22 protein-coding genes are annotated in these 19,836 nt (G+C 45.8%); 14 read left to right on the forward strand and 8 right to left on the reverse strand.

What is annotated here, in order from left to right; all coding sequences use genetic code 11:
- The first annotated feature begins 74 nt into the window (after positions 1–74).
- The 5 genes from GJQ68_RS13955 (at position 75) to GJQ68_RS13975 (ending at position 4,166) form a co-directional block, all read left to right on the forward strand.
- The gene (locus tag GJQ68_RS13955; protein ID WP_162417869.1) at positions 75–884 is read left to right on the forward strand and encodes a toxin-antitoxin system YwqK family antitoxin; all 810 of its coding nucleotides are present in this window, start codon (positions 75–77) and stop codon (positions 882–884) included.
- A 119-nt stretch (positions 885–1,003) separates the two neighbouring features.
- On the forward strand, positions 1,004–1,939 hold the full coding sequence (locus GJQ68_RS13960) for a phosphoribosylaminoimidazolesuccinocarboxamide synthase (protein WP_162417870.1): 936 nt from the start codon (positions 1,004–1,006) through the stop codon (positions 1,937–1,939).
- Positions 1,940–2,052: 113 nt separating this feature from the next.
- On the forward strand, positions 2,053–2,433 hold the full coding sequence (locus GJQ68_RS13965) for an STAS domain-containing protein (RefSeq protein ID WP_162417871.1): 381 nt from the start codon (positions 2,053–2,055) through the stop codon (positions 2,431–2,433).
- 15 nt (positions 2,434–2,448) lie between these two features.
- The gene (locus GJQ68_RS13970) at positions 2,449–3,363 is read left to right on the forward strand and encodes a ribonuclease Z (protein ID WP_162417872.1); all 915 of its coding nucleotides are present in this window, start codon (positions 2,449–2,451) and stop codon (positions 3,361–3,363) included.
- Between the two features lie 2 nt (positions 3,364–3,365).
- Positions 3,366–4,166: a queuosine precursor transporter gene (locus GJQ68_RS13975; RefSeq protein ID WP_162417873.1), complete on the forward strand. Its 801-nt coding sequence runs from the start codon at positions 3,366–3,368 to the stop codon at positions 4,164–4,166.
- Here the strand turns inward: GJQ68_RS13975 and GJQ68_RS13980 are convergent.
- From GJQ68_RS13980 to GJQ68_RS13990, 3 genes are all read right to left on the reverse strand, one after another.
- Positions 4,159–5,142 (reverse strand): bile acid:sodium symporter family protein, encoded by a 984-nt coding sequence (locus GJQ68_RS13980; protein WP_162417874.1) that lies wholly within the window; start codon positions 5,140–5,142, stop codon positions 4,159–4,161. The genes GJQ68_RS13975 and GJQ68_RS13980 overlap by 8 nt on opposite strands.
- A gap of 177 nt (positions 5,143–5,319) precedes the next feature.
- Positions 5,320–5,751, reverse strand: a complete 432-nt coding sequence (locus tag GJQ68_RS13985) for an SRPBCC domain-containing protein (RefSeq protein WP_162417875.1) — start codon at positions 5,749–5,751, stop codon at positions 5,320–5,322.
- 220 nt (positions 5,752–5,971) lie between these two features.
- Positions 5,972–6,727, reverse strand: coding sequence for a TrmH family RNA methyltransferase (locus GJQ68_RS13990; RefSeq protein ID WP_162417876.1), 756 nt, complete (start codon positions 6,725–6,727; stop codon positions 5,972–5,974).
- 50 nt (positions 6,728–6,777) lie between these two features.
- Between GJQ68_RS13990 and tamL the strand changes: the two genes are divergently transcribed.
- Genes tamL through GJQ68_RS14005 form a run of 3 tightly spaced genes read left to right on the forward strand, consistent with a single transcriptional unit; the run spans position 6,778 to position 10,685 of the window.
- On the forward strand, positions 6,778–9,162 hold the full coding sequence (tamL, locus tag GJQ68_RS13995; RefSeq protein WP_235941551.1) for a translocation and assembly module lipoprotein TamL: 2,385 nt from the start codon (positions 6,778–6,780) through the stop codon (positions 9,160–9,162).
- 21 nt (positions 9,163–9,183) lie between these two features.
- Positions 9,184–10,095, forward strand: a complete 912-nt coding sequence (gene hemF, locus GJQ68_RS14000; protein WP_162417878.1) for an oxygen-dependent coproporphyrinogen oxidase — start codon at positions 9,184–9,186, stop codon at positions 10,093–10,095.
- Positions 10,092–10,685 carry a phosphatase PAP2 family protein gene (locus GJQ68_RS14005; protein WP_162417879.1) on the forward strand — a complete coding sequence of 198 codons (594 nt, stop codon included), beginning with the start codon at positions 10,092–10,094 and terminating at the stop codon, positions 10,683–10,685. The genes hemF and GJQ68_RS14005 overlap by 4 nt, the downstream gene beginning before the upstream one ends.
- Here the strand turns inward: GJQ68_RS14005 and GJQ68_RS14010 are convergent.
- On the reverse strand, positions 10,672–11,259 hold the full coding sequence (locus GJQ68_RS14010) for a riboflavin synthase (RefSeq protein WP_162417880.1): 588 nt from the start codon (positions 11,257–11,259) through the stop codon (positions 10,672–10,674). The two genes, GJQ68_RS14005 and GJQ68_RS14010, sit on opposite strands and share 14 nt — an antisense overlap.
- Before the next feature lie 123 nt (positions 11,260–11,382).
- On the opposite strand from GJQ68_RS14010, the gene GJQ68_RS14015 reads away from it, so the two are divergent.
- From GJQ68_RS14015 to GJQ68_RS14040, 6 genes are all read left to right on the forward strand, one after another.
- Positions 11,383–12,039, forward strand: coding sequence for a protein-L-isoaspartate(D-aspartate) O-methyltransferase (locus GJQ68_RS14015; RefSeq protein WP_162417881.1), 657 nt, complete (start codon positions 11,383–11,385; stop codon positions 12,037–12,039).
- Between the two features lie 12 nt (positions 12,040–12,051).
- Positions 12,052–12,591, forward strand: coding sequence for an acyl-CoA thioesterase (locus GJQ68_RS14020; RefSeq protein WP_162417882.1), 540 nt, complete (start codon positions 12,052–12,054; stop codon positions 12,589–12,591).
- Positions 12,592–12,596: 5 nt separating this feature from the next.
- A complete protein-coding gene (locus GJQ68_RS14025; RefSeq protein ID WP_162417883.1) occupies positions 12,597–13,175 on the forward strand; it encodes a hypothetical protein in 579 nt (192 codons plus the stop codon).
- Between the two features lie 7 nt (positions 13,176–13,182).
- Positions 13,183–13,509 (forward strand): DUF3817 domain-containing protein, encoded by a 327-nt coding sequence (locus GJQ68_RS14030; protein ID WP_162417884.1) that lies wholly within the window; start codon positions 13,183–13,185, stop codon positions 13,507–13,509.
- A 12-nt stretch (positions 13,510–13,521) separates the two neighbouring features.
- The gene (locus GJQ68_RS14035; RefSeq protein ID WP_162417885.1) at positions 13,522–14,544 is read left to right on the forward strand and encodes a hypothetical protein; all 1,023 of its coding nucleotides are present in this window, start codon (positions 13,522–13,524) and stop codon (positions 14,542–14,544) included.
- Positions 14,545–14,767: 223 nt separating this feature from the next.
- On the forward strand, positions 14,768–15,262 hold the full coding sequence (locus GJQ68_RS14040) for a Dps family protein (protein ID WP_162417886.1): 495 nt from the start codon (positions 14,768–14,770) through the stop codon (positions 15,260–15,262).
- 67 nt (positions 15,263–15,329) lie between these two features.
- Here GJQ68_RS14040 and GJQ68_RS14045 read toward each other — a convergent pair whose 3' ends face one another.
- Genes GJQ68_RS14045 through GJQ68_RS14060 form a run of 4 tightly spaced genes read right to left on the reverse strand, consistent with a single transcriptional unit; the run spans position 15,330 to position 19,680 of the window.
- Positions 15,330–17,774, reverse strand: a complete 2,445-nt coding sequence (locus GJQ68_RS14045; RefSeq protein WP_162417887.1) for a leucine-rich repeat domain-containing protein — start codon at positions 17,772–17,774, stop codon at positions 15,330–15,332.
- Positions 17,761–18,603: a hypothetical protein gene (locus tag GJQ68_RS14050; protein WP_162417888.1), complete on the reverse strand. Its 843-nt coding sequence runs from the start codon at positions 18,601–18,603 to the stop codon at positions 17,761–17,763. The genes GJQ68_RS14045 and GJQ68_RS14050 overlap by 14 nt, the downstream gene beginning before the upstream one ends.
- The gene (locus GJQ68_RS14055; RefSeq protein WP_092174978.1) at positions 18,600–19,178 is read right to left on the reverse strand and encodes a hypothetical protein; all 579 of its coding nucleotides are present in this window, start codon (positions 19,176–19,178) and stop codon (positions 18,600–18,602) included. Before GJQ68_RS14055 ends, GJQ68_RS14050 begins: the two co-directional genes overlap by 4 nt.
- A gap of 31 nt (positions 19,179–19,209) precedes the next feature.
- Positions 19,210–19,680 carry a nucleoid-structuring protein H-NS gene (locus GJQ68_RS14060; RefSeq protein ID WP_162417889.1) on the reverse strand — a complete coding sequence of 157 codons (471 nt, stop codon included), beginning with the start codon at positions 19,678–19,680 and terminating at the stop codon, positions 19,210–19,212.
- Positions 19,681–19,836 lie beyond the last annotated feature (156 nt).

Raw genomic sequence — 19,836 nt, forward strand, 5'->3', positions numbered from 1 at the left:
GTTTTAATTTCGTTCTTTTCCTAATACGGATCTACTTTTGAACGTTGATAATGGTAAAGGTTTTGCTCTATACGATGAAATTTTACAAGCTCAAAAAAATGGGTTTCCTGCTCTTTATACAGATTTTCTGTTTATCAGCTCCTACCTTTGCGCAAGTAGAGACTACTTATTACGATGATGAAAATTCCCGTGTTAAGGAACGGTACCAAACGAAAGGGGGAATAGCCCACGGAGCTTACCAGTATTACGACCCCTTCGGTAATTTAACCCAAACCGGACAGTTTGACGAGGGTAAAAAATCGGGCGTGTTTGTCGAACTACACCCGGAAACGGGAGATACACTTAAAATCACCCCCTATGTGGACGATCAGGTAGATGGAAAAGTCACTTCCTTCTACGCAAGTGGAAAGGTGGCGCAGCGTGCTGCCTTCCAGGCTGGAAACCTGCAGGGAACACTGGAATCATTTTACGAATCAGGAGAGATTCAGGGCCGGGTAGCTTTTCAAAATGGAAAACCTCACGGAAGCCAGGAGACCTTCTATCCGGACGGGCAACTAATGGAAGTACAGCATTTTGATCAGGGTATCCCGCAAGGTATTCATCGGGAATATGCTGAAAATGGGCAATTACTGGCCGAAAAAAACTTCAACGAGGGGCAACTGGAAGGTTTGTACACCAGCTACCATCCCGGTGGTCAGAAAGCATCCGAAGTATCCTACAAAAGAGGAATCAAACACGGAAAATTTGTCACTTTTCACGAAAATGGAACGGTTGCCTCCCGGGGAAACTATCGAAGGGGACTGCGGCACGGAACTTTTGTCACTTTTGACGAGACAGGAGAACAGGTCGCGGAAGTCATTTACAAAAGAGGCGTTACTCAGTAATTTTTAACCGGTCTCTGAAGAAAGTCCCGGTCCGGATTGGTTTTCCCTTCGCTGATTTTGAAGGAAATTCCTCAAGCTTGAGAATAATTTCTATTTTTGCAAGTAAAAATGGATACTACATGAGTCAAGGCATAAAAAATACCCGGTTCCAATTTCCCGGTCAGGTGGATTTTTACCGTGGAAAAGTAAGGGACGTTTATATTTTTGATAAAACCATCGCTGTGGTGGCGACCGACAGGATATCTGCATTCGATGTGGTCTTGCCTGTTCCCATCCCCTTCAAAGGGCAGGTTTTAAACCAAATTGCCTATCACTTTCTGGCGGCTACGGCATCCGCCGTACCCAACTGGGTGGAAGTGGCACCGGATCCAAACGTAACGTTGGGAAAGCGATGCCTTCCTTTTAAAGTGGAGATGGTAATCCGGGGGTACCTGGCAGGACATGCCTGGAGAGAATACCGGGATGGGAAAAGATCCCTATGCGGGGTAGCCCTACCGGAGGGATTGAAAGAAAACGATCCCTTGCCCGAACCGATCATCACCCCTACCACCAAAGCATCAGAGGGCCACGATGAAGACATTTCGAGAGAAGATATTCTGAAAAAGGGTATTGTCAGCGAAAATGATTACCTGCAATTAGAAGATTATACCCGCAAACTATTTCAACTGGGAAGCGCGATGGCCCGTGAAAAGGGGTTGATTTTGGTGGATACTAAATATGAATTTGGAACCTACGAGGGTCAGATCTATTTGATTGACGAAATTCATACACCGGACTCCTCCCGATACTTTTATAGGGAGGGGTATGAAGAAAGGCAGGCGCGAGGCGAAGCGCAAAAGCAGCTTTCCAAAGAATTTGTCCGGCAGTGGCTGATCGAAAACGGGTTTCAGGGGAAGCCCGGTCAAACCATCCCCGAAATGAGTCCTTCCATCGTGGATTCCATTTCGAATCGATACATCGAGTTATTTGAACAGATCACCGGCAAAACTTTTGTGCCAGCAGATAGTTCGGATATGGAAGGGCGAATTAAAAGTGCGATTCTGAAACATATTTGAATGAAGGTACCGGATCGTTTTGGCACCAACATATTTTAAGCTAATTTTAAACTCGGAAGTCTCCCTTAGGGAGATTTCCAACCTTACGTAATGCGAAGTAAATACACTCAAAAATGAAATACGCTGTAGATAAGAAAGAACAATTTGTACTTTTCACCTTAATGGAGGAAAAACTAGACTCCACCCTTTCACCACAACTGAAATCGGAATTGCTGACGGTACATGCCGAAGGATATAAAAACCTGATATTGGATATGGCAAGCGTAAAATACGCCGATTCCAGCGGGCTCAGTGCCCTACTAGTAGGAAACCGGGCTTTTGGAGAAGAAGGGGGTGTTTTTATCCTTTCTTCCCTTCAGGAGCATGTGCTAAAATTGATGAAAATATCCATGCTGGACAAAGTTTTTAAAGTCGTTGAGGACAACGAGGCGGCTGCTGAGGCCGTTTTTATACATGAAATAGAGCAGGGGGCTGAAAAGGACGAAGAAGAGTAGAAGATAGGTATCCATTTGGACTTTGCAATCACCATCCTGGGTTCCAACTCTGCTGCCCCGGCCCATGGCAGAAATCAGACCTCCCAGGTAGTTACCTGGGGTAAGCACTCCTTTTTGCTCGATTGTGGCGAATCCACCCAGCACCAGCTCAGGAAATTTAAAGTCAAATACTTTAAAATCAATCACATTTTCATTTCCCACCTACATAGAGACCATTACCTGGGATTGATGGGCCTGCTAGGTACTTACCATCTGAATAACCGAAAAGAACCCCTGCACTTGTACGGGCCGAAAGGCCTGGATGAGATCATTACGGTACAACTGAAATATTCGGGTACGCTACTAAAGTTTCCCCTGGTTTTTCACCTTGTAGCAGTGGACCAAAAAACCCGCCTGCTGGAGTTGGGAGACCTGGAAATATATGCCTTTCCATTAAAACACCGGATCCCATGCACAGGATTTAGCTTTGAGGAAAAAACCGGCCGGGTAAAGTTGCGGAAAGAGCCGATCCGACAACAAAAACCAGGACTGGAGGCCATCCGCACCTTGTTAAAAGCAAAGGATGTTAGGGACATGACAGGCAAAATCCTGTATAAAGCAGCGGATTTCTGCCAGCTAAAAGCACCACGAAAGTATGCCTTTTGTTCCGATACGGTATTTGACCCCAGCCTTGCCCACTATATTCATGGAGTAGATTTACTGTACCACGAAGCTACCTTCATGGAAGCAGAAAAGGATCGGGCAAAGCAAACCCGGCACAGCACTACCAGGGAAGCGGCGGAAATGGCAAACCTATCCGCTGCCAAAAAGCTATTGCTGGGCCACTATTCCGTAAGGTATAGTGACCTGCAGCCCCTTCTTCTGGAAGCCCGGGAGGTATTTCCCAATAGTTTTTTAAGTGAAGAAGGAAGCATTTACCCCATTCCCTAACCATGGATCATCAGGATAAGGTTAATCAGTCAAAAAAGACGAATCTATTCATCATACTGGGTGGCATCTTTCTAACCAATGCCATCCTGGCTGAAATTATTGGCGTGAAAATATTTTCAGGGGAACAAACCCTGGGACTGAACCCCGCTGGGTGGACTTTTTTTGACAGCTATGTCCTGGATTTCAACCTCACTGCCGGAGCCGTCATCTGGCCCGTAGTTTTCATCACCACGGATATTATCAATGAGTATTTTGGAAAAAAGGGCGTTCGGAAAATCAGCTTTATTACGGCCGGGCTGATTGTATACGTATTTATCGTCATCAGCCTGGTAACCCAACTTCCTCCCGCTGGCTTCTGGATTGAGGTAAATGCTACCGATGCATCGGGTGCTCCCTTCAACATTGACTATGCCTTCAATACCATTTTCCGGCAGGGACTGGGCATTATCATCGGATCCCTGATCGCTTTTTTGCTGGGGCAGTTGCTGGACGTGTTTGTTTTCCAGAAACTTAGGAAAATCACCGGCTCCAAAATGATCTGGCTCCGGGCCACCGGATCCACGCTGGTTTCTCAGTTTATTGATTCCTTTGTCGTGCTGGGGATTGCCTTTTACATTTTTGGTAACTGGTCGCTGCAACAGATCATTGCCGTGGGCATCATCAATTACATTTATAAATTCTCTGTAGCCATCTTGCTCACCCCGCTGTTGTACCTGGGGCATGCCCTGATCGACCGGTACCTCGGAAAAACGCTAGCGGAAAAGATGGCCACAGAAGCTTCCCGGGACACATCCTTTATATAGCGGCTTTTTCCGCTCCCAGCCGCTCAGCCAGCGCGCTGCCGATAATAAGTTGTAGGGTATGGTAGAGCATGGTGGGCAAAAGCACTACGCCAAATACCACGGGATCGGGAAACAACACCTTGCCCATGACCGCCGCCTGTACCAGGGATTTTTTGGACCCACAGAAAAGCACCGTGATCCGGTCCGGCCGGTTGAAGCCAAGCCACTTCCCTACTCCGTACATTACCCCCAGCATTACCAAAAACAGCAGCAACATCCAGAACCCAAGCCCCAGCACATTCTGCCCGGCAAACATGTTTTGTCCAAAGGATTGGGAGAATGCTGAAAAAACGATCAACAGAATAACCGACTGGTCGAAATACTTTAATTGCCGGCCACGTCGCTGCACCCAGGCACCCAGGTAGCGATGCAGTAAAAAACCGACTCCCACCGGAAGGAATATTTGCAGGACCAACTGCCCCACCGTATCCCATAGCGCAAAATCCGTCTCCGAGGCACTGAGAAAAAGATCCATCCAAAGGGGCGTAATAAAGATCCCCAGCAGGCTGGAAATACTAGCATTGAAGATCGCGGCGGGCAAATTTCCGCCGGCAATGGACACCATCACCACCGAAGAGGAAACCGTGGAAGGGAGCACTGCCAGGTAAAAAGTCCCCAGCCAAAAAAGGCTATCCGCATCTCCAAAGAAAACATAACATGCAAAAATGAGGGATGGAAAAACCAGAAAAGTGGTGCTCTGAATCCAAAGGTGCAATCGCCAATTGGACAGCCCGACTTTCAATGTCGCCGGACTGATCTTCACCCCATAAAAGAAAAAGATGATAGACACCCCATAATAAGTGAGGTCATCCAGGCTTACCCTTCCATTGCCTTGTCCCCATTCTGGAAATAAATAGGCGATTAAAATGGTTAGCAGAAGCAGAAAAAAAAAGCCGTTGATCCCGGCCTTGGCCAGGTATATTTTCAGGGATGCCATAAGGAACCGCTTGGTCAGAAAGTAGGGCAAATTAAGGAAAAAACAGGCAATTTCCCTCCTTATTAGCAATTATTGAATATTTGTCTACGATATATTTTCTAAAAAAAAAGGATTGCTCCGGAATGTCGAAAACAACAAACGTCCCCTCGCTCTGGAAGCATGCGTGTCAAACCCTGCCTACGATGCCTCCACTTGTTTTTTAAAGTTGTTTAAGATCGCCTGCCAGCCATCCCGCTGCATAGCTGCAGAATTATTCGGTTCGGAATCAAAGGAAATGGATACCCTGGTTTGATCACCCGCTTCCTCAAAAGATACCCGAACTTGCCGACCATCCGTCAGGGCATAGCTCAGGAATTCTTCCGGCTGTACCTCCTCGTAAATCGCCTCGTAATCAAAGCCAAAACTTCCGTCTCTAGCCTCCATTCGGGCATAAAACCGTCCTCCAACGCACACTTCATTCCGAGCTCGGGGGCAATGCCAATCAGGAGAGGCAAAATTCCACTGAATGATGTGCCGGGGCTCGGTATAGTATTGCCAGACTTTTTTTCTTCCGGCGGCAATTACTGCCACCACGGTGATCTTTTCGGATTTCTTCGTTTCTTGATACATTTAAATCAATGGATTATTAGTTCTTTAATTCGGTCAACCATTAGAAACCAGCTGGTCTCTGTAAGAATTAACGAATAAACCTACCCTTCCGTATATTCCTAAAAATATACAGTATATATACCAATTTAATCTTTTTATATGTTTTTTGAGGGGTTGCTGTCGATTTTTTATGTTACTGATTTGGATACCCGTTATTACCTGGCTCAGATCAGCCAAAAAGCTACTTACCCTCGCCTTTAAGCCGCCGTAAATGATCGCACAGTACCGCCGTAGCCACTGCGACATTAAGAGATTCAGCACCTCCAAAGGCAGGTATGGTGAGTTTTTGGCTTACCAGCGGTTCCAACTCCGGGTTGATCCCATGGGATTCGTTGCCCATCAGCAGGATGCCCTCTGCAGGCCCCCGGTGTGCATGAATGGACTGTCCTTTCAGGAATGCCCCGAATACCGGCACTTGCACCTTCCGTAGCTTTCCTAACAAGGCTACGTACTCAAATTCCAACCGGGTAAAGGAACCCATGCTGGCATGCAGTACCTTGGGATTGTACAGGTCGGCGGTTTCCGGCGACAACAGCATTTTTTTAATTCCGTACCAATCTGCGATGCGAATGATGGTCCCCAGGTTGCCTGGATCCCGGATATCGTCCAGGGCAATTATCAGTTCGCCGGAAGCTACCTGAACGGGTAGATTGGGTTTCACCTGAGCGATCACCAAGGCCTGGTCATTGCTGGAAAAGGTGCCTACCGCTTTTAGCGCTGCCGGATTCACTGGTACTTTTTCTCCATCAAAAGCCAAAAGCAACCCGGGCTGTGCATCAACAAATTTTTCGGTATACAACAAGTGTGTGCAAGTATAATCCGAACGCAACAATTCCGTTACATTTTTGGCCCCTTCCACAAAAAAGGCCTGTTCTTGTTTACGGAATTTTTTGTGGTGCAAGGATTTAATAAACTTAACCGTATTTTTGCTTAGCATTTGTCGAGACTGTCGTAGTGAAGAATACCAAATATATAAACTTTCTTTTTTTGATCCTTACGCTCTGGAGCTGTAGCCTTACCCGGGAGCTGCCTTCGAACGAACTTTTGCTCTTTGAGGTGGACACGGAAGGAATCCGGGAAAGCGATGCGGAAGCGCTAAGAAGCCTGATCCGGCAAAAGCCCAATACCCGCATTCCCCTGATCAACCTTTCGCCCGGGGTGCTGGTCCACTCCCTGGGAAAGCGCTTCTACGACAGTGCCCGCCTCGCTGAAAATATCAGGCAAAGCAAACAGGAAGCCACGGAACTTTCCGAAACGATCAGCCGTGGAAATGCTTCCCGGAAAATAGAAAAGCGTTACCGAAAACTAAACGCACGGGTAAATTCCCTGGAACGAAAACTGGAATACGGCAACTGGTTTATGCGTACGGGAAATCCACGAGTGATCCTGGATAGTAGCGAAACGGCTATTTCCAGGCAACAAATGCTTCTTTACCTTCAAAATAACGGCTTTTTTGACGCTGCTGTCACCACCCAAACGGATACCTCGGGAAAAAAAGCAAGCCTGACCTACCGAATCGAGGAAAATTCCCCCTACCGGATCGACAGTGCCTTTACCCAATCCGATGATCCGGACATTTACCAGATCTTAGACAAAAACAAAAAATACAGCCATCTGGAAGCAGGGGAGCGTTACCGGCAATCAGACCTGACCAGCGAGCGGCAACGGGTTGAGGACTTGCTAAAGGATAGTGGCTATTATACTTTTTCAAAGTCCTTTATTGAATACAACGTGTATAAGGACAGTGTGGAGAAACATGTAGTCATTGAGGAAGTAATCCGAAAACCCGGGCAGGCCGAAAAACACCGCATCTACACCATCGACTCCATCGTTTTTACCATTGCCAGCCCCAACGAACTCATTCCGGACGAAAACATTTCCACGGAGTGGAACGGCATCCGGTACATCATGTACCAGGACCGCTATGCTGAAAAAATTATCGGGTCGCGGATTTTTCAAAAAAAAGGTGACGTGTACAGCAAAAATGCCGTCATCGAAACCCAGCGGCAATTGGCCAATCTGGACGTATTTCGAATGGTAAACATTTCCTTTGACACACTTGGAAATAGCATCAGGACAAATATTTTTACCCGGCCCAATCAGAAATTTCAAATAACAAATCAATTGGGTGCCAGTGTGACAGAACAACTTCCCGGTCCCTTCTTCAGCCATTCTCTGCGAAACCGAAACCTGTTTCGGGGATTGGAGATCTTTGAGTTTAATTTTCGGGCAGGGTTGGAAGGAGTGGCCTCAGCCACCACCGAAGGGGGCGTGTACCGAAGTCGGGAACTGTCCACATCCGCCTCCGTTATATTTCCGCAGTTTCTGGTACCCTTCAATTTTGGCACCCTGGAAAAATTTGGGCGCTACAATCCCCGTACCCGGACCCTGCTGGGTTACAGCTATGTAAACCGCCCGGAATACGTGAGGGATGCGCTTAATACCATCCTGGCTTATACCTGGGCTACCCGAAACCTGCGGCACCAATTTTCAGTAAACCTGCTGGATGCCAACCTTATCCGCTCTTCGCTGGATTCCCTGTTTCAATCCAGGCTGGAAGAGCTGCAGGAACAGGGAAACAACCTGATCAATTCCTTTTTGCCCTCCTATGTGAGCAGTATTTCGGGTCAGGTAATCATTAACTTTAACCAGTACGGCTTATTTCAACGAAACCAGGCATCTCTTTGGCGCTTGTTTGTGGAAAGCGGCGGCACCACGTTCAATTTCCTGAACCCCGAGAGCCTGGCTGATCGCAGCCTCAATTACTTTCAATTCCTCAAATTCCAATCGGATTTCAGGCGGTACATACCGATGAGCACGAATAGCACCTTTGCCTACCGCCTTAATCTGGGGCTGGCCAAACCCTACGGTATCAGCGGAGGGGTTTTACCCTACGAAAAATACTTTTTTGCCGGTGGCAGCACCAGCATCCGGGCCTGGCAACCGCGAAGACTGGGACCGGGGAGTTTTACACCTCAAACCCGGGAAGACGGTACCTTTGATTACCGCTTTGAGCAGCCGGGAGAAATTCTGTTTGAGGCGATGTTTGAATTCAGGCGAAAACTTTTTGGGTATTTTGACGGTGCCTTTTTTATTGACGCAGGCAATACCTGGACGTTTGCGGTGGATCCTTCCCGTGAGGGAACTGATTTCAAAGTGAATCGTTTTTATAAAGAATTGGCCGTTGGTACCGGCTTGGGTCTGCGTATGGATTTTGATTTCCTGGTACTTCGACTGGATATGGGAATAAAAGCTTACGATCCGGCAAGACCGGAAGGTGAACGGTTTATTCTGGATAAAGTTTCCTTCAGGCAGCCGCTGGGAGAGCGTGGACAATCGGTATTTAATATCGGTATTGGCTATCCTTTTTAACGAGATAAACGCAGAAAAAACATGGAAAACGTGAGCAAAGAACATATTGCGGAAAAATTCAGAGTAATACAGGCCCATATCTGCAGCGAGCTGGAAGCTGAGGATGGGAAGGGCCGCTTTGAAAGTGATCATTGGGAGCGAAAGCAAGGAGGTGGGGGAACGACCCGAGTCCTGAATAAGGGCCGCGTCATTGCAAAAGGAGGGGTCGCTTTTTCGGCGGTTCATGGACCTACTCCTGATAAAATCCTACGGAAACTAAAACTGCAGCAGGCGGACTTTTTTGCTACCGGAGTATCCATTGTCATCCATCCGATCAGCCCCATGGTTCCAATCATCCATATGAATATCCGGTACTTTGAAATGAGTAACGGCACCTACTGGTTTGGAGGAGGAATTGACCTGACCCCTCATTACCTGGATAGTGCAGATGCCCGCTATTTTCATCAGGAACTGAAAAACCTCTGTGACTCCTACCATCCGGAGTTTTACCCCCGCTTTAAAAAATGGGCCGATGACTATTTTTACCTACCCCATCGGGAGGAGACCCGCGGAGTCGGTGGCATTTTCTTTGATCGGTTGGTTGCTGACGAGGTGCTTTCTTTCCCTCAATTGCTTTCATTTGTAGAAGAGGTGGGTTACCTTTTCCCAAAGCTATACCGCCATTTTATGGCTAAGAATGCCGAGCTAGCTTATGGTGAGCCGGAACTGCAATGGCAAGCCTTACGAAGAGGCCGGTACGTGGAGTTTAACCTGGTATGGGATGCGGGCACCAAATTCGGACTGGATACCAATGGTCGAACGGAAAGCATCTTGATGAGCATGCCTCCGGTTGCGCATTGGGAATACAATCATACGCCCGCGCCGGGATCCCGCGAAGCCCTTACCCTGGAGGGGTTGAAAAAAAATCGAAACTGGCTAAATTCCGACTCATGATCGAGCAGATAAAACAATGGGACGAAGCGTTATTCCTTTTTCTAAACCAACAGCATGCCGCCTGGTTGGACCCCGTCATGCTAGCACTTACCGGAAGATACATCTGGATACCTTTATACCTGTACCTGTTGTACTTGATCATCCGGCATTATCCCAGCGAACGAGTATGGTACATCTTGGGACTGATTTTGACCATTATCCTGGCAGATCAACTTACATCAAGCTTTATGAAACCCTTTTTTGAAAGGCTACGGCCCTGTCACGATGCCCGTTGGGATGAGCTGATCCGGAATTATGCGGGCTGTGGGGGAAGGTATGGCTTTGCGTCCTCCCATGCGGCCAACACTTTTGCACTGGCGGCTTTTATGCAGAAAGTTGGAAAAAAGCGACTCCGGAGCATGGGCTGGCTATTCGCCTGGGCTGGATTGGTATCCTATACCCGGATTTACCTGGGGGTGCATTATCCAATGGATGTGCTGGTCGGTGCGGTATTAGGTATATTGCTGGCCTGGCTGGTATGGTGGATGACAGGAATGGGAAAGCGATTGTGGCAAGCCCGATTCGGTACGGCGGGTATCAATACCCCTTGAGTATCCGTTGCATGTATTTTCCAATGATATCAAATTCCAGATTTACGCGGTCTCCGGGACGTAGTCGGTGAAAGGTGGTATGCTCGTAGGTGTAGGGAATAATGGCCACCCGAAAGCTGCCTTCCCGGGAATGAAAACAAGTGAGACTGATTCCGTTGATGCAAATTGAGCCTTTTTCCACGGTAAGGTTTCCAATACTACTATCGTATGCAAAGCTGGCAATCCAACTCCCCTCTTCGGAGCGGATTTCCTGCAAGATTCCCGTTTGATCTACATGGCCCTGTACAATATGTCCGTCAAATCTGCCATTAGCCGGCATGCAGCGCTCCAGATTGACCAGATGCCCGACTTCCAAATCACCAAGGTTGGTCTTTTGAAGCGTTTCGTCTATGGCCGTAACGCGATAGGTATTCTTATCAAGATCTACTACCGTAAGGCAGACGCCGTTATGACTGAGCGACTGGTCGATTTTAAGTTCGGGTACCAGCCCACTCTCGATATCAAAATGTACATTATTCCCTTCTGGGGTGATGTGCCTGACGGTTCCAAGGCTTTCAATGATTCCTGTAAACATGCTATTGGTATTTTTAACCAGCGGGATACCACCCGGTTGGAGATAAATCTGTTTCGGTGGCAAAGTAAGCCATTTTTAGCATTAACTTAGCATATCAATCGGGATAAGATACGATCAAAAACCATGTTGAAACTCGAAGACAGCTATTTACACAAAGGCCAGCGGCGATGGCTGATCAGTACCCTTCGCAAAAAAGGGATTCAAGATGAAGCCGTACTGGATGCGATTAACCAAATACCCAGGCATTTCTTCTTTGATTCGGCACTGCTTAGTCATGCCTATGAAGACAAGGCCTTTCCTATAGGCGAGGGACAAACCATCTCCCAACCCTACACGGTGGCCTTCCAAACCAGTCTCCTGGCGGTAAAACCCGGAGAAAAGGTTTTGGAAATTGGCACGGGATCGGGATATCAGGCAGGGATTTTGTACTGTTTGGGGGCAAAGGTGCATACCATTGAATACAACGAGGCACTTTACGAGCGAACCCGGCGGTTCCTTCCTAAAATCGGCGTAAAAGTTCAGCACTACCAAGGAGACGGGAGCTTGGGGCTACCGGAAAAGGCTCCCTTCGACAAAATTATCGTTACTGCAGGGGCACCGGTTGTCCCGAAAGCCTTATTAGAGCAGTTGGCTATAGGCGGAACGCTGGTAATTCCTGTGGGTGATCGAAAAAGCCAACAGATGCTACGGCTGACCCGGCAGACGGAAAAGAAGGTCCTCCGGGAAAATTTTGACAATTTTTCCTTTGTCCCTTTATTGGGAGATGAAGGATGGGAATAATGCTCCATGGCTATGAAAACAGTAAAAAAACACGTTCAGGATTCGGAAGTAATCAAGACCGAGATGGTGTTGCCGAATGATACGAATACCCTGAACAACCTAATGGGCGGAAAATTAATGCATTGGATGGATGTGGTCGCTGCCATTTCTGCACAGCGGCATTCCAATTCGATTGTAGTAACTGCTTCTGTGGACAATATTTCCTTTAAAAACCCCATCGCCCTGGGAAATGTGGTAACCTTGAAAGCGCAAGTAACCCGGGCGTTTTCCACTTCTATGGAAGTCTTCATCGAAGTGATTGCCGAAGACATTCCCGCCAAATCCAGGTATGCCACGCACAAAGCATTCTTTACCTTTGTGGCCGTGGATGATAAGGGGCATCCGGTAAAAGTCCCACCCCTGGAACCCATCACCGAACGGGAAAAGGAACTGTTTGACGGCGCGCTCAGAAGAAGGCAGTTGCGTCTTATTCTGGCTAAACGCATGGACCCGCAGGATGCCACCGAATTAAAGTCCCTGTTCGATTTGGAAGGCGTCAGCCAAAAGCAATAAATTGTATGACGAAAAGTACTGCATCTGAAATGAACAACCAGGAACTAAAACTCTTTCTAACGGAAGATATTTTCGTCATAAAAGACGAAGTACGTGAAAAATTAGCAGCCGCACAGCTGGCAGCCCGTCTGGAGCTGGAACAAGAAGCCACCGAGCTACTCGAAGAGCCAATGGAAAAGCCTCAACCATCCGGCAGCGCTGATCCGGAGCCCCTCCCCTACGAGGGCACGTTTCAAAAATCCATTTTGGTCGTCTACCAGGGAGAGGAACTGAGTTCCGGTACCCGGGAGTTTTTGCTAAAAATATTCCGTGCCGTAAATTTATCCCTGAAAGACATCGCTCTGGTTTCTGAAAAATCCCTCAAAGAAAGTAACGAGGACCCCTTGGCCCAATTGAGCCCCGGCAAGCTGATCCTTTTCGGAACCATCCACCATCCTTTGATGAAATTGAAAAAAGAAAATTACCGCATCATGCAGGACCCTCTGGAGTACTTCTTTGCCGACGAACTGGAAGAATTGGAAAAAAATGTTCCATTAAAACGAAAACTGTGGGATACCCTCCAGGTCTTTTTTAACGTAAAATAACACTATAATGACAAATGAAGAAAGATTGGCTATTGTAAAACGTTTCCGGATCATCAGCCTTACCGAGGGCACCTCCATGTTGGTGCTGGTATTTATTGCGATGCCGCTGAAGTGGATATTTGAACTTCCTGACATGGTAACCTATGTCGGTTGGATTCACGGAATATTATTTATAATCTACGTTCTGGTTCTTTTTCCGACCTCCCGGAAACTGCGATGGTCCTTTCAAAACGCGCTTTTCGGTCTCATTGCCTCGGTTTTGCCCTTTGGCCCTTTCTTGTTTGACCGAAAATTACGCAAACAGGAACAAAATCTGGAAGAACAAAAACAGTAAGACTCGGATCCGATGGCGGTCATCAGTAAAAAAAAGATAATCTACCCGATCAGTGAGAACCTGCGAGCCTACCTGGTCAAATACGGCAGGGAGGTAGATATCCCTATTCATTACAAGGAACTGCTACGGTACACCAATTCGATTGCGCTCTATGACTTTAAAGGTAATGACACGCTTTGGGAAACGGTATTTTATGATGAGTCGGATCGAAACGATATTCATTACAAGGTAAAAAAAATCTATGCCCTTCTAAAAGCGGATGGGGACATGTCCGTCATGCAGCATTTGTATGTGGACCGAATAGACCTGTGCACCTACGGAAATACACAACCTTTCCGGGTCCGGATTGTCAATCGGATCAACGATAACTTTGATTATTTTTATATCAAAAATGCGGATGCTTCCAGGGTATATGGTCTGGAGTTGGAGCATTTACTATCCCCCAACAGAATAGGATACCTGGTATACCGCGACTCGCTGATCGAGGAACACATAGCCGGGATACCTGGAGAGCATTTTATGAAGCAACAGATCCACGATCCCTTGCTAAATCCCATACGCCTATCCAAAGAGTTTGTTAAATTCAATGAAAGGTGCTTTGTACGCTTACTAGGAGACATGCATTCTTCTAATTTTGTAATAGATGTGACACCGGATTTTGAAGAAACGCACTACCGGATCCGCTCCATCGATTTTGACCAACAGTCCTATGAAGGGAAGAAATCGATCTATTTACCGCAGTATTTCAAACAAAACAACGCTCTGATCCAATTGGGAATCCGGCACATTACGCCAGAGTCCATGGCGCAGTATCAGAAGGAAGAAAGGGCGCTGATCGCTACCCGGCTGAAAAGCTCCCCCAAGGAAATCACCGACATCCTCAATAGCATGGAGAAAGACCTCCTTTCCACCGAAGAAAACACCTATACCCTGAAACAGGAACTTGGCAGGCACTATAAAAATGCGGCATTTTTACGTTGCAATAACATGGGTGAAATCCTGAGAATAAGTTTGAATCAGGTTCTCCATCGTTGAATTTTTTAGAAGTGATTCGGGTGATTCTTTTGATTTAGTAACAAAAAGGCCCGAATCCAAAACAAAAACCTGCTAATACTGTCTATAAGTAGGTAGTTGTCATGAAGCCGGGCATCAGACCCATGAAAAGCATATTATAAACACATGAAACATTGGCATCATTTATGATCCATTATTTCATGTAGAAATCAGTTAAAAGAAATATTAAATTAAAAAAATTGTTATGAGCGCAACAGCAGAAAAAAGAGTTTTTAAGAAGCTAGGTTATAATAAAGACGAGTCTGAAAAAATTGTAAGTTCCCTGAATAAGCTCTTGGCCAATTACCACGTGCATTACCAAAAGCTGCGTAATTTTCACTGGAACGTTACCGGCAGCGATTTCTTCGACTTACATGAAAAATTTGAGGAACTGTACGATGAGTCCTTTGCCAATATTGATCTGATTGCTGAGCGAATCCGGGTATTCGGTATGACGCCCTACAGCCTTATGAAAGAATACCTGCAACATGCCGACATTGAAGAGGTAGGTACCGACCTAAGTTCGAAAGAAATGGTGGAGGAAGTACTTCGAGACTTTCAGGTCTTGGTGGATACCATGAACGAGTGCGCCATCAAGGTAGCAGACCTGGGAGATACGGCGACAGAAGACATGTTAATAGCCTTTATTAAAAGCCTGGAATTGCACCACTGGATGCTGACTTCTTTTATCAAAGAATAAAAAAGTACGTGCAGCATAAATGCTAAAAAAGGCTATCAGGTAATCCTGATAGCCTTTTTTAGTTTTTTTAATAATACCTTACTTCACAATCGGGAAGCTCTTCCTGAAACTTTCCGACGTTTCGACTACTGATACGGGTATTATAGCAAACCAGCCGTTCCAGATTAATCATGTGACTGATGGGATTTAGATTTCTTACACTAGTGCTGGCAATATCTAGATGCCTCAAATCATATAGCATTTCTAATCCTTTCAGATTGCGGATATTGGTACCCGAAAGGTTTAAATACCTGAGCCGTCCCAGATCACTGAGCGGTTCCAAATCTTCTACAGCGGTATTGGAGAGGTCGAGCTCTTCCAGAAAGCTGAGAGGTTGGAGAACGGACAGGTCACGAAATGGTGTCTCCACCAATTGCAGCAATTCCAATCCTTCTAACCTGGAAATGGCAGAGGGATCCTGTAGCGGGACGCTGGCTATCCGTAATTCTTTCAGATTAAAGAAAAGCAACAACGGTTCCAGGTTGGATATGTCTTCATTTTCAATCGCAATGGAGGTACTGGCAGTCATCCGGTGCAATGCTCTCGTCTCCGGATTGGAGGTAAGATCGAATTGAGTACTGAATAAATTCTTCCAGGTGCCATCAAGACTTTCCCACCATTGAGCTAATTCCTCCGAACGGAAAACGATGGTGGCCTTGGGAAGAAAGCCAGCAAGCTCCTGGATTTCCCAATCGGCTACTTCCGTTTGATCCAAATTGATGAATTCCAGGGTATGGAGTCCTTTCAAAGGGGCCACGGAGTTCAGTTTAGTACCGGCGAAGGAGATCTTTTTCAGATTATTCAATTCCTGTAAAGCTCCCAGATTTCTTACACCGCTTAGATCTGCCTGGATGTGTTCCAGGCTCTTCATTTCGGCCAAGGGAGAAAGGTCCTCCACCTGGGTGTTTTCGAAGGAAATATATACCGCATTTTTGAATTTCAACGCCGGCCGCAGGTTGACAATTCGGCTGTCATTAAGCATCAGCGAGTCTATGTTTACAAGCTCGGACAAGGCTTCAATACTAGGCTTTCCTCTTCCTAAATTTGGTAATTTCTGGATAAATACCTGGTTCCAACCCTCGGGAAGGGTCTCCCACCAGGTTTGGAGATTTTCTACATTGTGAATGAGCAAAATTCCCCGGTTGGTTCTGGCAAAAGCCTCTGCCGCATTTTCCGAAATACTGGTCCGGTCAGCGTATATTCGCTGGATGGAACTTGATCCGCTCAATGGATCCAGCTGACTCACTTCCGTGCCGTTAATATTGACACGCCAAAGTGCCGGTAGTTCGGCAAGTGGCGACAGATCCAGTATATTGGTAGCTTCCAGGTTGATCTCCTCCAGATTTTTCAATTCGGATAAAAACCCAAAATTAATCAGGTAATTCCCTTTTAGATTAAGTGTCTTCAGCTTCGTCAAAGGCTGGATATTTTCAATATTATTAAATCCACTTTCCTTCAAATTAAGGTGGACCAGTTCGGTAAAGTTCTCCAAGACTCCAAACCCAGTCAGCGGGGTTTGGACAGCACTGAACACTTTCAGATTTTTCAGGCTACCCAATTCCTCTATATTCGTAACTTCCGTACCCGATATGTCCAGGTAGGTCAGCTTATCGGAATATTTGATAAACTGAATATCTGAGGTGGGCGTATGTGCAATATTCAGGTACGATAGAAACGTTACATTACTGATTGGTGCCAATTCTTCGATTCGGGTATGGCTGATATCAACGTATTTCAGGTTTTGAAACACCTGGATCGGTGAAAGGTCCACAAGTAATCGGTTTCCGGACAGATTGAGTGAATCCAGGCTGGATACTTTATACAGCATGTCCAGGGACACGGAATCTTCCTGCAGGTCAAACTTCTCCCGGATTACCGTCTCCCACTCCAGCGACAGGGAGTTCCACCAATCGATCAATTCTTCATCCCTGCTGAGCTTGGTGGTATACATGCTGGCAATCTTAAGCTCATTGGAATCCCTATCAAGATTGATTTCAATATACCTCCCTTTGGTATTTTCGACGGGTTCGTTATTCAAGCCCACTCCGGTCAGGGTCCTATCGAGGGAGATTTCAAAAAACAGTTCCTCCTGATCGTTTAGCTTTGGTTCGATTTCCTTGACTTTAAATTCGAACGCTACGTCTTTAAAAAAGAACTCTATGTCTTTAAGGTAAGAAACGATGCTCTTATTGGTGATTACCTGTCTATCTGTCAGCAAGTCATCTTCCACCTGTACCTGTTCGTCTCTAAATATCTTTTTATAACTTTCCCGGATGATTACATCCTTATCTCTGGCGGAAGTTTCATTGCTTCCGACGGTATTGAGAAAATATTGCAAAAAACGGACCTGATCTTCCGCCTGCTGGGTAAAATCCTTGATTTCCTGTTTACTGTACCCTCCTAAATCCTGGGTAAAGGCTATTTGGGTACAAAAAAAAAGCAGGATTGAAACAATTGATCTAATTCCTGTCATAGATGTAATTCAGTATAATTTGCTTATCTCCATCCTCTAATTTCATCAGATTGGCAATAAGCCAACCCGTGTTGAAGCCCGGACGATTGAACTGTGAAAGTTCAAAGTACCAGTTGTCAATTTGAAAAAAATGAAATCTGGTGTCCTTTACGGTAACAAATTTCAATCTGTCTTTCTTTATTTCATAAAGAAAAAGCGTGAGGTAGTCCGGTTGATAGTCATCCGGAGTATATGATTCGGGCTTGGGATTTTCCACGATAGCCTTCCTCAAGTTCATAAATCCCAATTCGTGACTAAGGGGATGAAGAAATTTCTTTTCATCTCCTTCCGGTTTGTCAAAGGCAGCGGTAAAGGGGTCAAAGGAAACGTTCTCAATGACCCATTCGTACCCCAGTCCTTGTGGCTGTAGCTTCAAAAACAATACCACTTCCAGCCTTTCCCCATTATAATTGAAAACGGTATTGACTTCGGAGAACCAATCTCCCCCGTGAAAATTGAGAAACTGCGGATAGGTATCCGAAACCACATGATTTATGAATTCTCTTTTTAATTCATTACTTACATCAGATGTTTCATTATCAAAAAGGATATTGATAAAGGATTTCCTTAGGTCCGTGTTGTGGTAATTTTCATCGTCAGGTAGGTACCTGACCGTCCCGTCTTTGCTTTCTTCGGCATTAAATCTTCTAAAAAATTGATTGACTTGTTTGGTTGCGGCAGCGAATCTGCCATCATCTATAATCCGCCCGGAGCTGTTCAAGGTCTGCCCCGGAGCGGAATGTATAGATAAGATTATGGTAATTAGCGTAATTAGGGGTACTATTCTCATGCTGATGTTTCCGTCACTCTCACGTCTCCCAGTAGCACATCCCAAAACTCAATGGTTCTTCCGGAAATCTGGGTTTGCTTCTTCTCTACGTAAATCGTAATGTCTTTTTTGGTGGTGTCTCTGTAATTAAGTCCCGCTTCTTGGGAAGTTCCTTCGAATCGTTGGTAGATGGTGATGACTCCCACATACCTGCCGTCAGGTTGTCTTTCCAAATCGCTAATGTAGTGGATATCGTACCAACTGATATTAACGCGATCGTAATTCAACGCCATCAATCGCTCAAAATACCTTCTAATTTTATAGTAGGCGATCTCATTGGTATTTATAGAAGACACTCCCATTTCTGCATCCGGAGCAAACAACTCTTCGGCTCGGTCCATAACGCGGGTGGCTTCAGAAAATTGCGTTTCTTTACTACCGATGATACTGATGTATTTACTAAGGTCCTTTACTTTTTCCAATGCAAGGGAATCAATGGCTTGCTTTCTTTGAGGACTTATGCTTTCGTCCTGCGCAAATACCGAGATAGAGGTCGCCAGGAAAAAGATCAAAAGGGATGGGATATATTTTTTCATAATCACTTACTTTCTTTTATGTTTTTTAAAATTATCTTCTTCTAAGTTCTAGTTCGGTGACCTTCCCGGATCCATCCATTCTGATGTCACTGATAAAATTCAGATTCTTTTTGGTGTCTTTCAGATAGTTAAGATACCTTTCAATGGTCGTCGGTTCATCGTAATCTTTCACTCCACTTTCCTCATGGATGACAATCAGCACGGGCGTATTTTGATTGGAAAACATTCCCATCGCTTCCCGGATCGTATTATTGGCACTTTGAAGGGTGGAAGCATTGGCTACCGCATCAAAGTAACTTTCCAATTTTCCTACAGCAACTTCTTCAGCGGAAGGCTGTTCCGGCTCTGGTTCTGGCTCAGGAGCTGGCTCTTCTACAGGTACTGGTTCAGGCTCTGCCTCAACTACCTTTTTTTTACTTTTACATGCTCCCATGGCTAGCAAAACGAATAGCATCACGGCAAATGACCGTGTCAAGGGAAATTTTAGGTTTCTTTTTTTCATAAGAATTGAATGGTTTTTAAGTTAAATGCAAATCAAGTGCCGGGGTTTTAGTACCACCCTGCTTTTCTGCTTTACATCGGAGATTGGGAAATTTATTTTTGTATGTGGTTATTGTTATTCTTTTCAATGACACAAATTTGGCCATGGGTGACAAAT

Source organism: Cyclobacterium roseum (genome assembly GCF_010119225.1).
Classification (GTDB): domain Bacteria; phylum Bacteroidota; class Bacteroidia; order Cytophagales; family Cyclobacteriaceae; genus Cyclobacterium; species Cyclobacterium roseum.

What these genes read in the sequence shown, in the direction of transcription:
- GJQ68_RS14055 (WP_092174978.1), bottom strand. Translation starts at nt 19,178, where the DNA reads ATGAAAAAATATATCCCATCCCTTTTGATCTTTTTCCTGGCGACCTCT.
- GJQ68_RS14060 (WP_162417889.1), bottom strand. Translation starts at nt 19,680, where the DNA reads ATGAAAAAAAGAAACCTAAAATTTCCCTTGACACGGTCATTTGCCGTG.
- GJQ68_RS14035 (WP_162417885.1), top strand. Translation starts at nt 13,522, where the DNA reads ATGGCGGTCATCAGTAAAAAAAAGATAATCTACCCGATCAGTGAGAAC.
- GJQ68_RS14005 (WP_162417879.1), top strand. Translation starts at nt 10,092, where the DNA reads ATGATCGAGCAGATAAAACAATGGGACGAAGCGTTATTCCTTTTTCTA.
- GJQ68_RS14015 (WP_162417881.1), top strand. Translation starts at nt 11,383, where the DNA reads ATGTTGAAACTCGAAGACAGCTATTTACACAAAGGCCAGCGGCGATGG.
- GJQ68_RS14010 (WP_162417880.1), bottom strand. Translation starts at nt 11,259, where the DNA reads ATGTTTACAGGAATCATTGAAAGCCTTGGAACCGTCAGGCACATCACC.
- GJQ68_RS14020 (WP_162417882.1), top strand. Translation starts at nt 12,052, where the DNA reads ATGAAAACAGTAAAAAAACACGTTCAGGATTCGGAAGTAATCAAGACC.
- GJQ68_RS14025 (WP_162417883.1), top strand. Translation starts at nt 12,597, where the DNA reads ATGACGAAAAGTACTGCATCTGAAATGAACAACCAGGAACTAAAACTC.
- GJQ68_RS13955 (WP_162417869.1), top strand. Translation starts at nt 75, where the DNA reads ATGAAATTTTACAAGCTCAAAAAAATGGGTTTCCTGCTCTTTATACAG.
- GJQ68_RS13975 (WP_162417873.1), top strand. Translation starts at nt 3,366, where the DNA reads ATGGATCATCAGGATAAGGTTAATCAGTCAAAAAAGACGAATCTATTC.
- hemF (WP_162417878.1), top strand. Translation starts at nt 9,184, where the DNA reads ATGGAAAACGTGAGCAAAGAACATATTGCGGAAAAATTCAGAGTAATA.
- GJQ68_RS13960 (WP_162417870.1), top strand. Translation starts at nt 1,004, where the DNA reads ATGAGTCAAGGCATAAAAAATACCCGGTTCCAATTTCCCGGTCAGGTG.
- GJQ68_RS13980 (WP_162417874.1), bottom strand. Translation starts at nt 5,142, where the DNA reads ATGGCATCCCTGAAAATATACCTGGCCAAGGCCGGGATCAACGGCTTT.
- GJQ68_RS14040 (WP_162417886.1), top strand. Translation starts at nt 14,768, where the DNA reads ATGAGCGCAACAGCAGAAAAAAGAGTTTTTAAGAAGCTAGGTTATAAT.
- GJQ68_RS14030 (WP_162417884.1), top strand. Translation starts at nt 13,183, where the DNA reads ATGACAAATGAAGAAAGATTGGCTATTGTAAAACGTTTCCGGATCATC.
- GJQ68_RS14045 (WP_162417887.1), bottom strand. Translation starts at nt 17,774, where the DNA reads ATGACAGGAATTAGATCAATTGTTTCAATCCTGCTTTTTTTTTGTACC.
- GJQ68_RS13985 (WP_162417875.1), bottom strand. Translation starts at nt 5,751, where the DNA reads ATGTATCAAGAAACGAAGAAATCCGAAAAGATCACCGTGGTGGCAGTA.
- GJQ68_RS13990 (WP_162417876.1), bottom strand. Translation starts at nt 6,727, where the DNA reads ATGCTAAGCAAAAATACGGTTAAGTTTATTAAATCCTTGCACCACAAA.
- GJQ68_RS14050 (WP_162417888.1), bottom strand. Translation starts at nt 18,603, where the DNA reads ATGAGAATAGTACCCCTAATTACGCTAATTACCATAATCTTATCTATA.
- GJQ68_RS13965 (WP_162417871.1), top strand. Translation starts at nt 2,053, where the DNA reads ATGAAATACGCTGTAGATAAGAAAGAACAATTTGTACTTTTCACCTTA.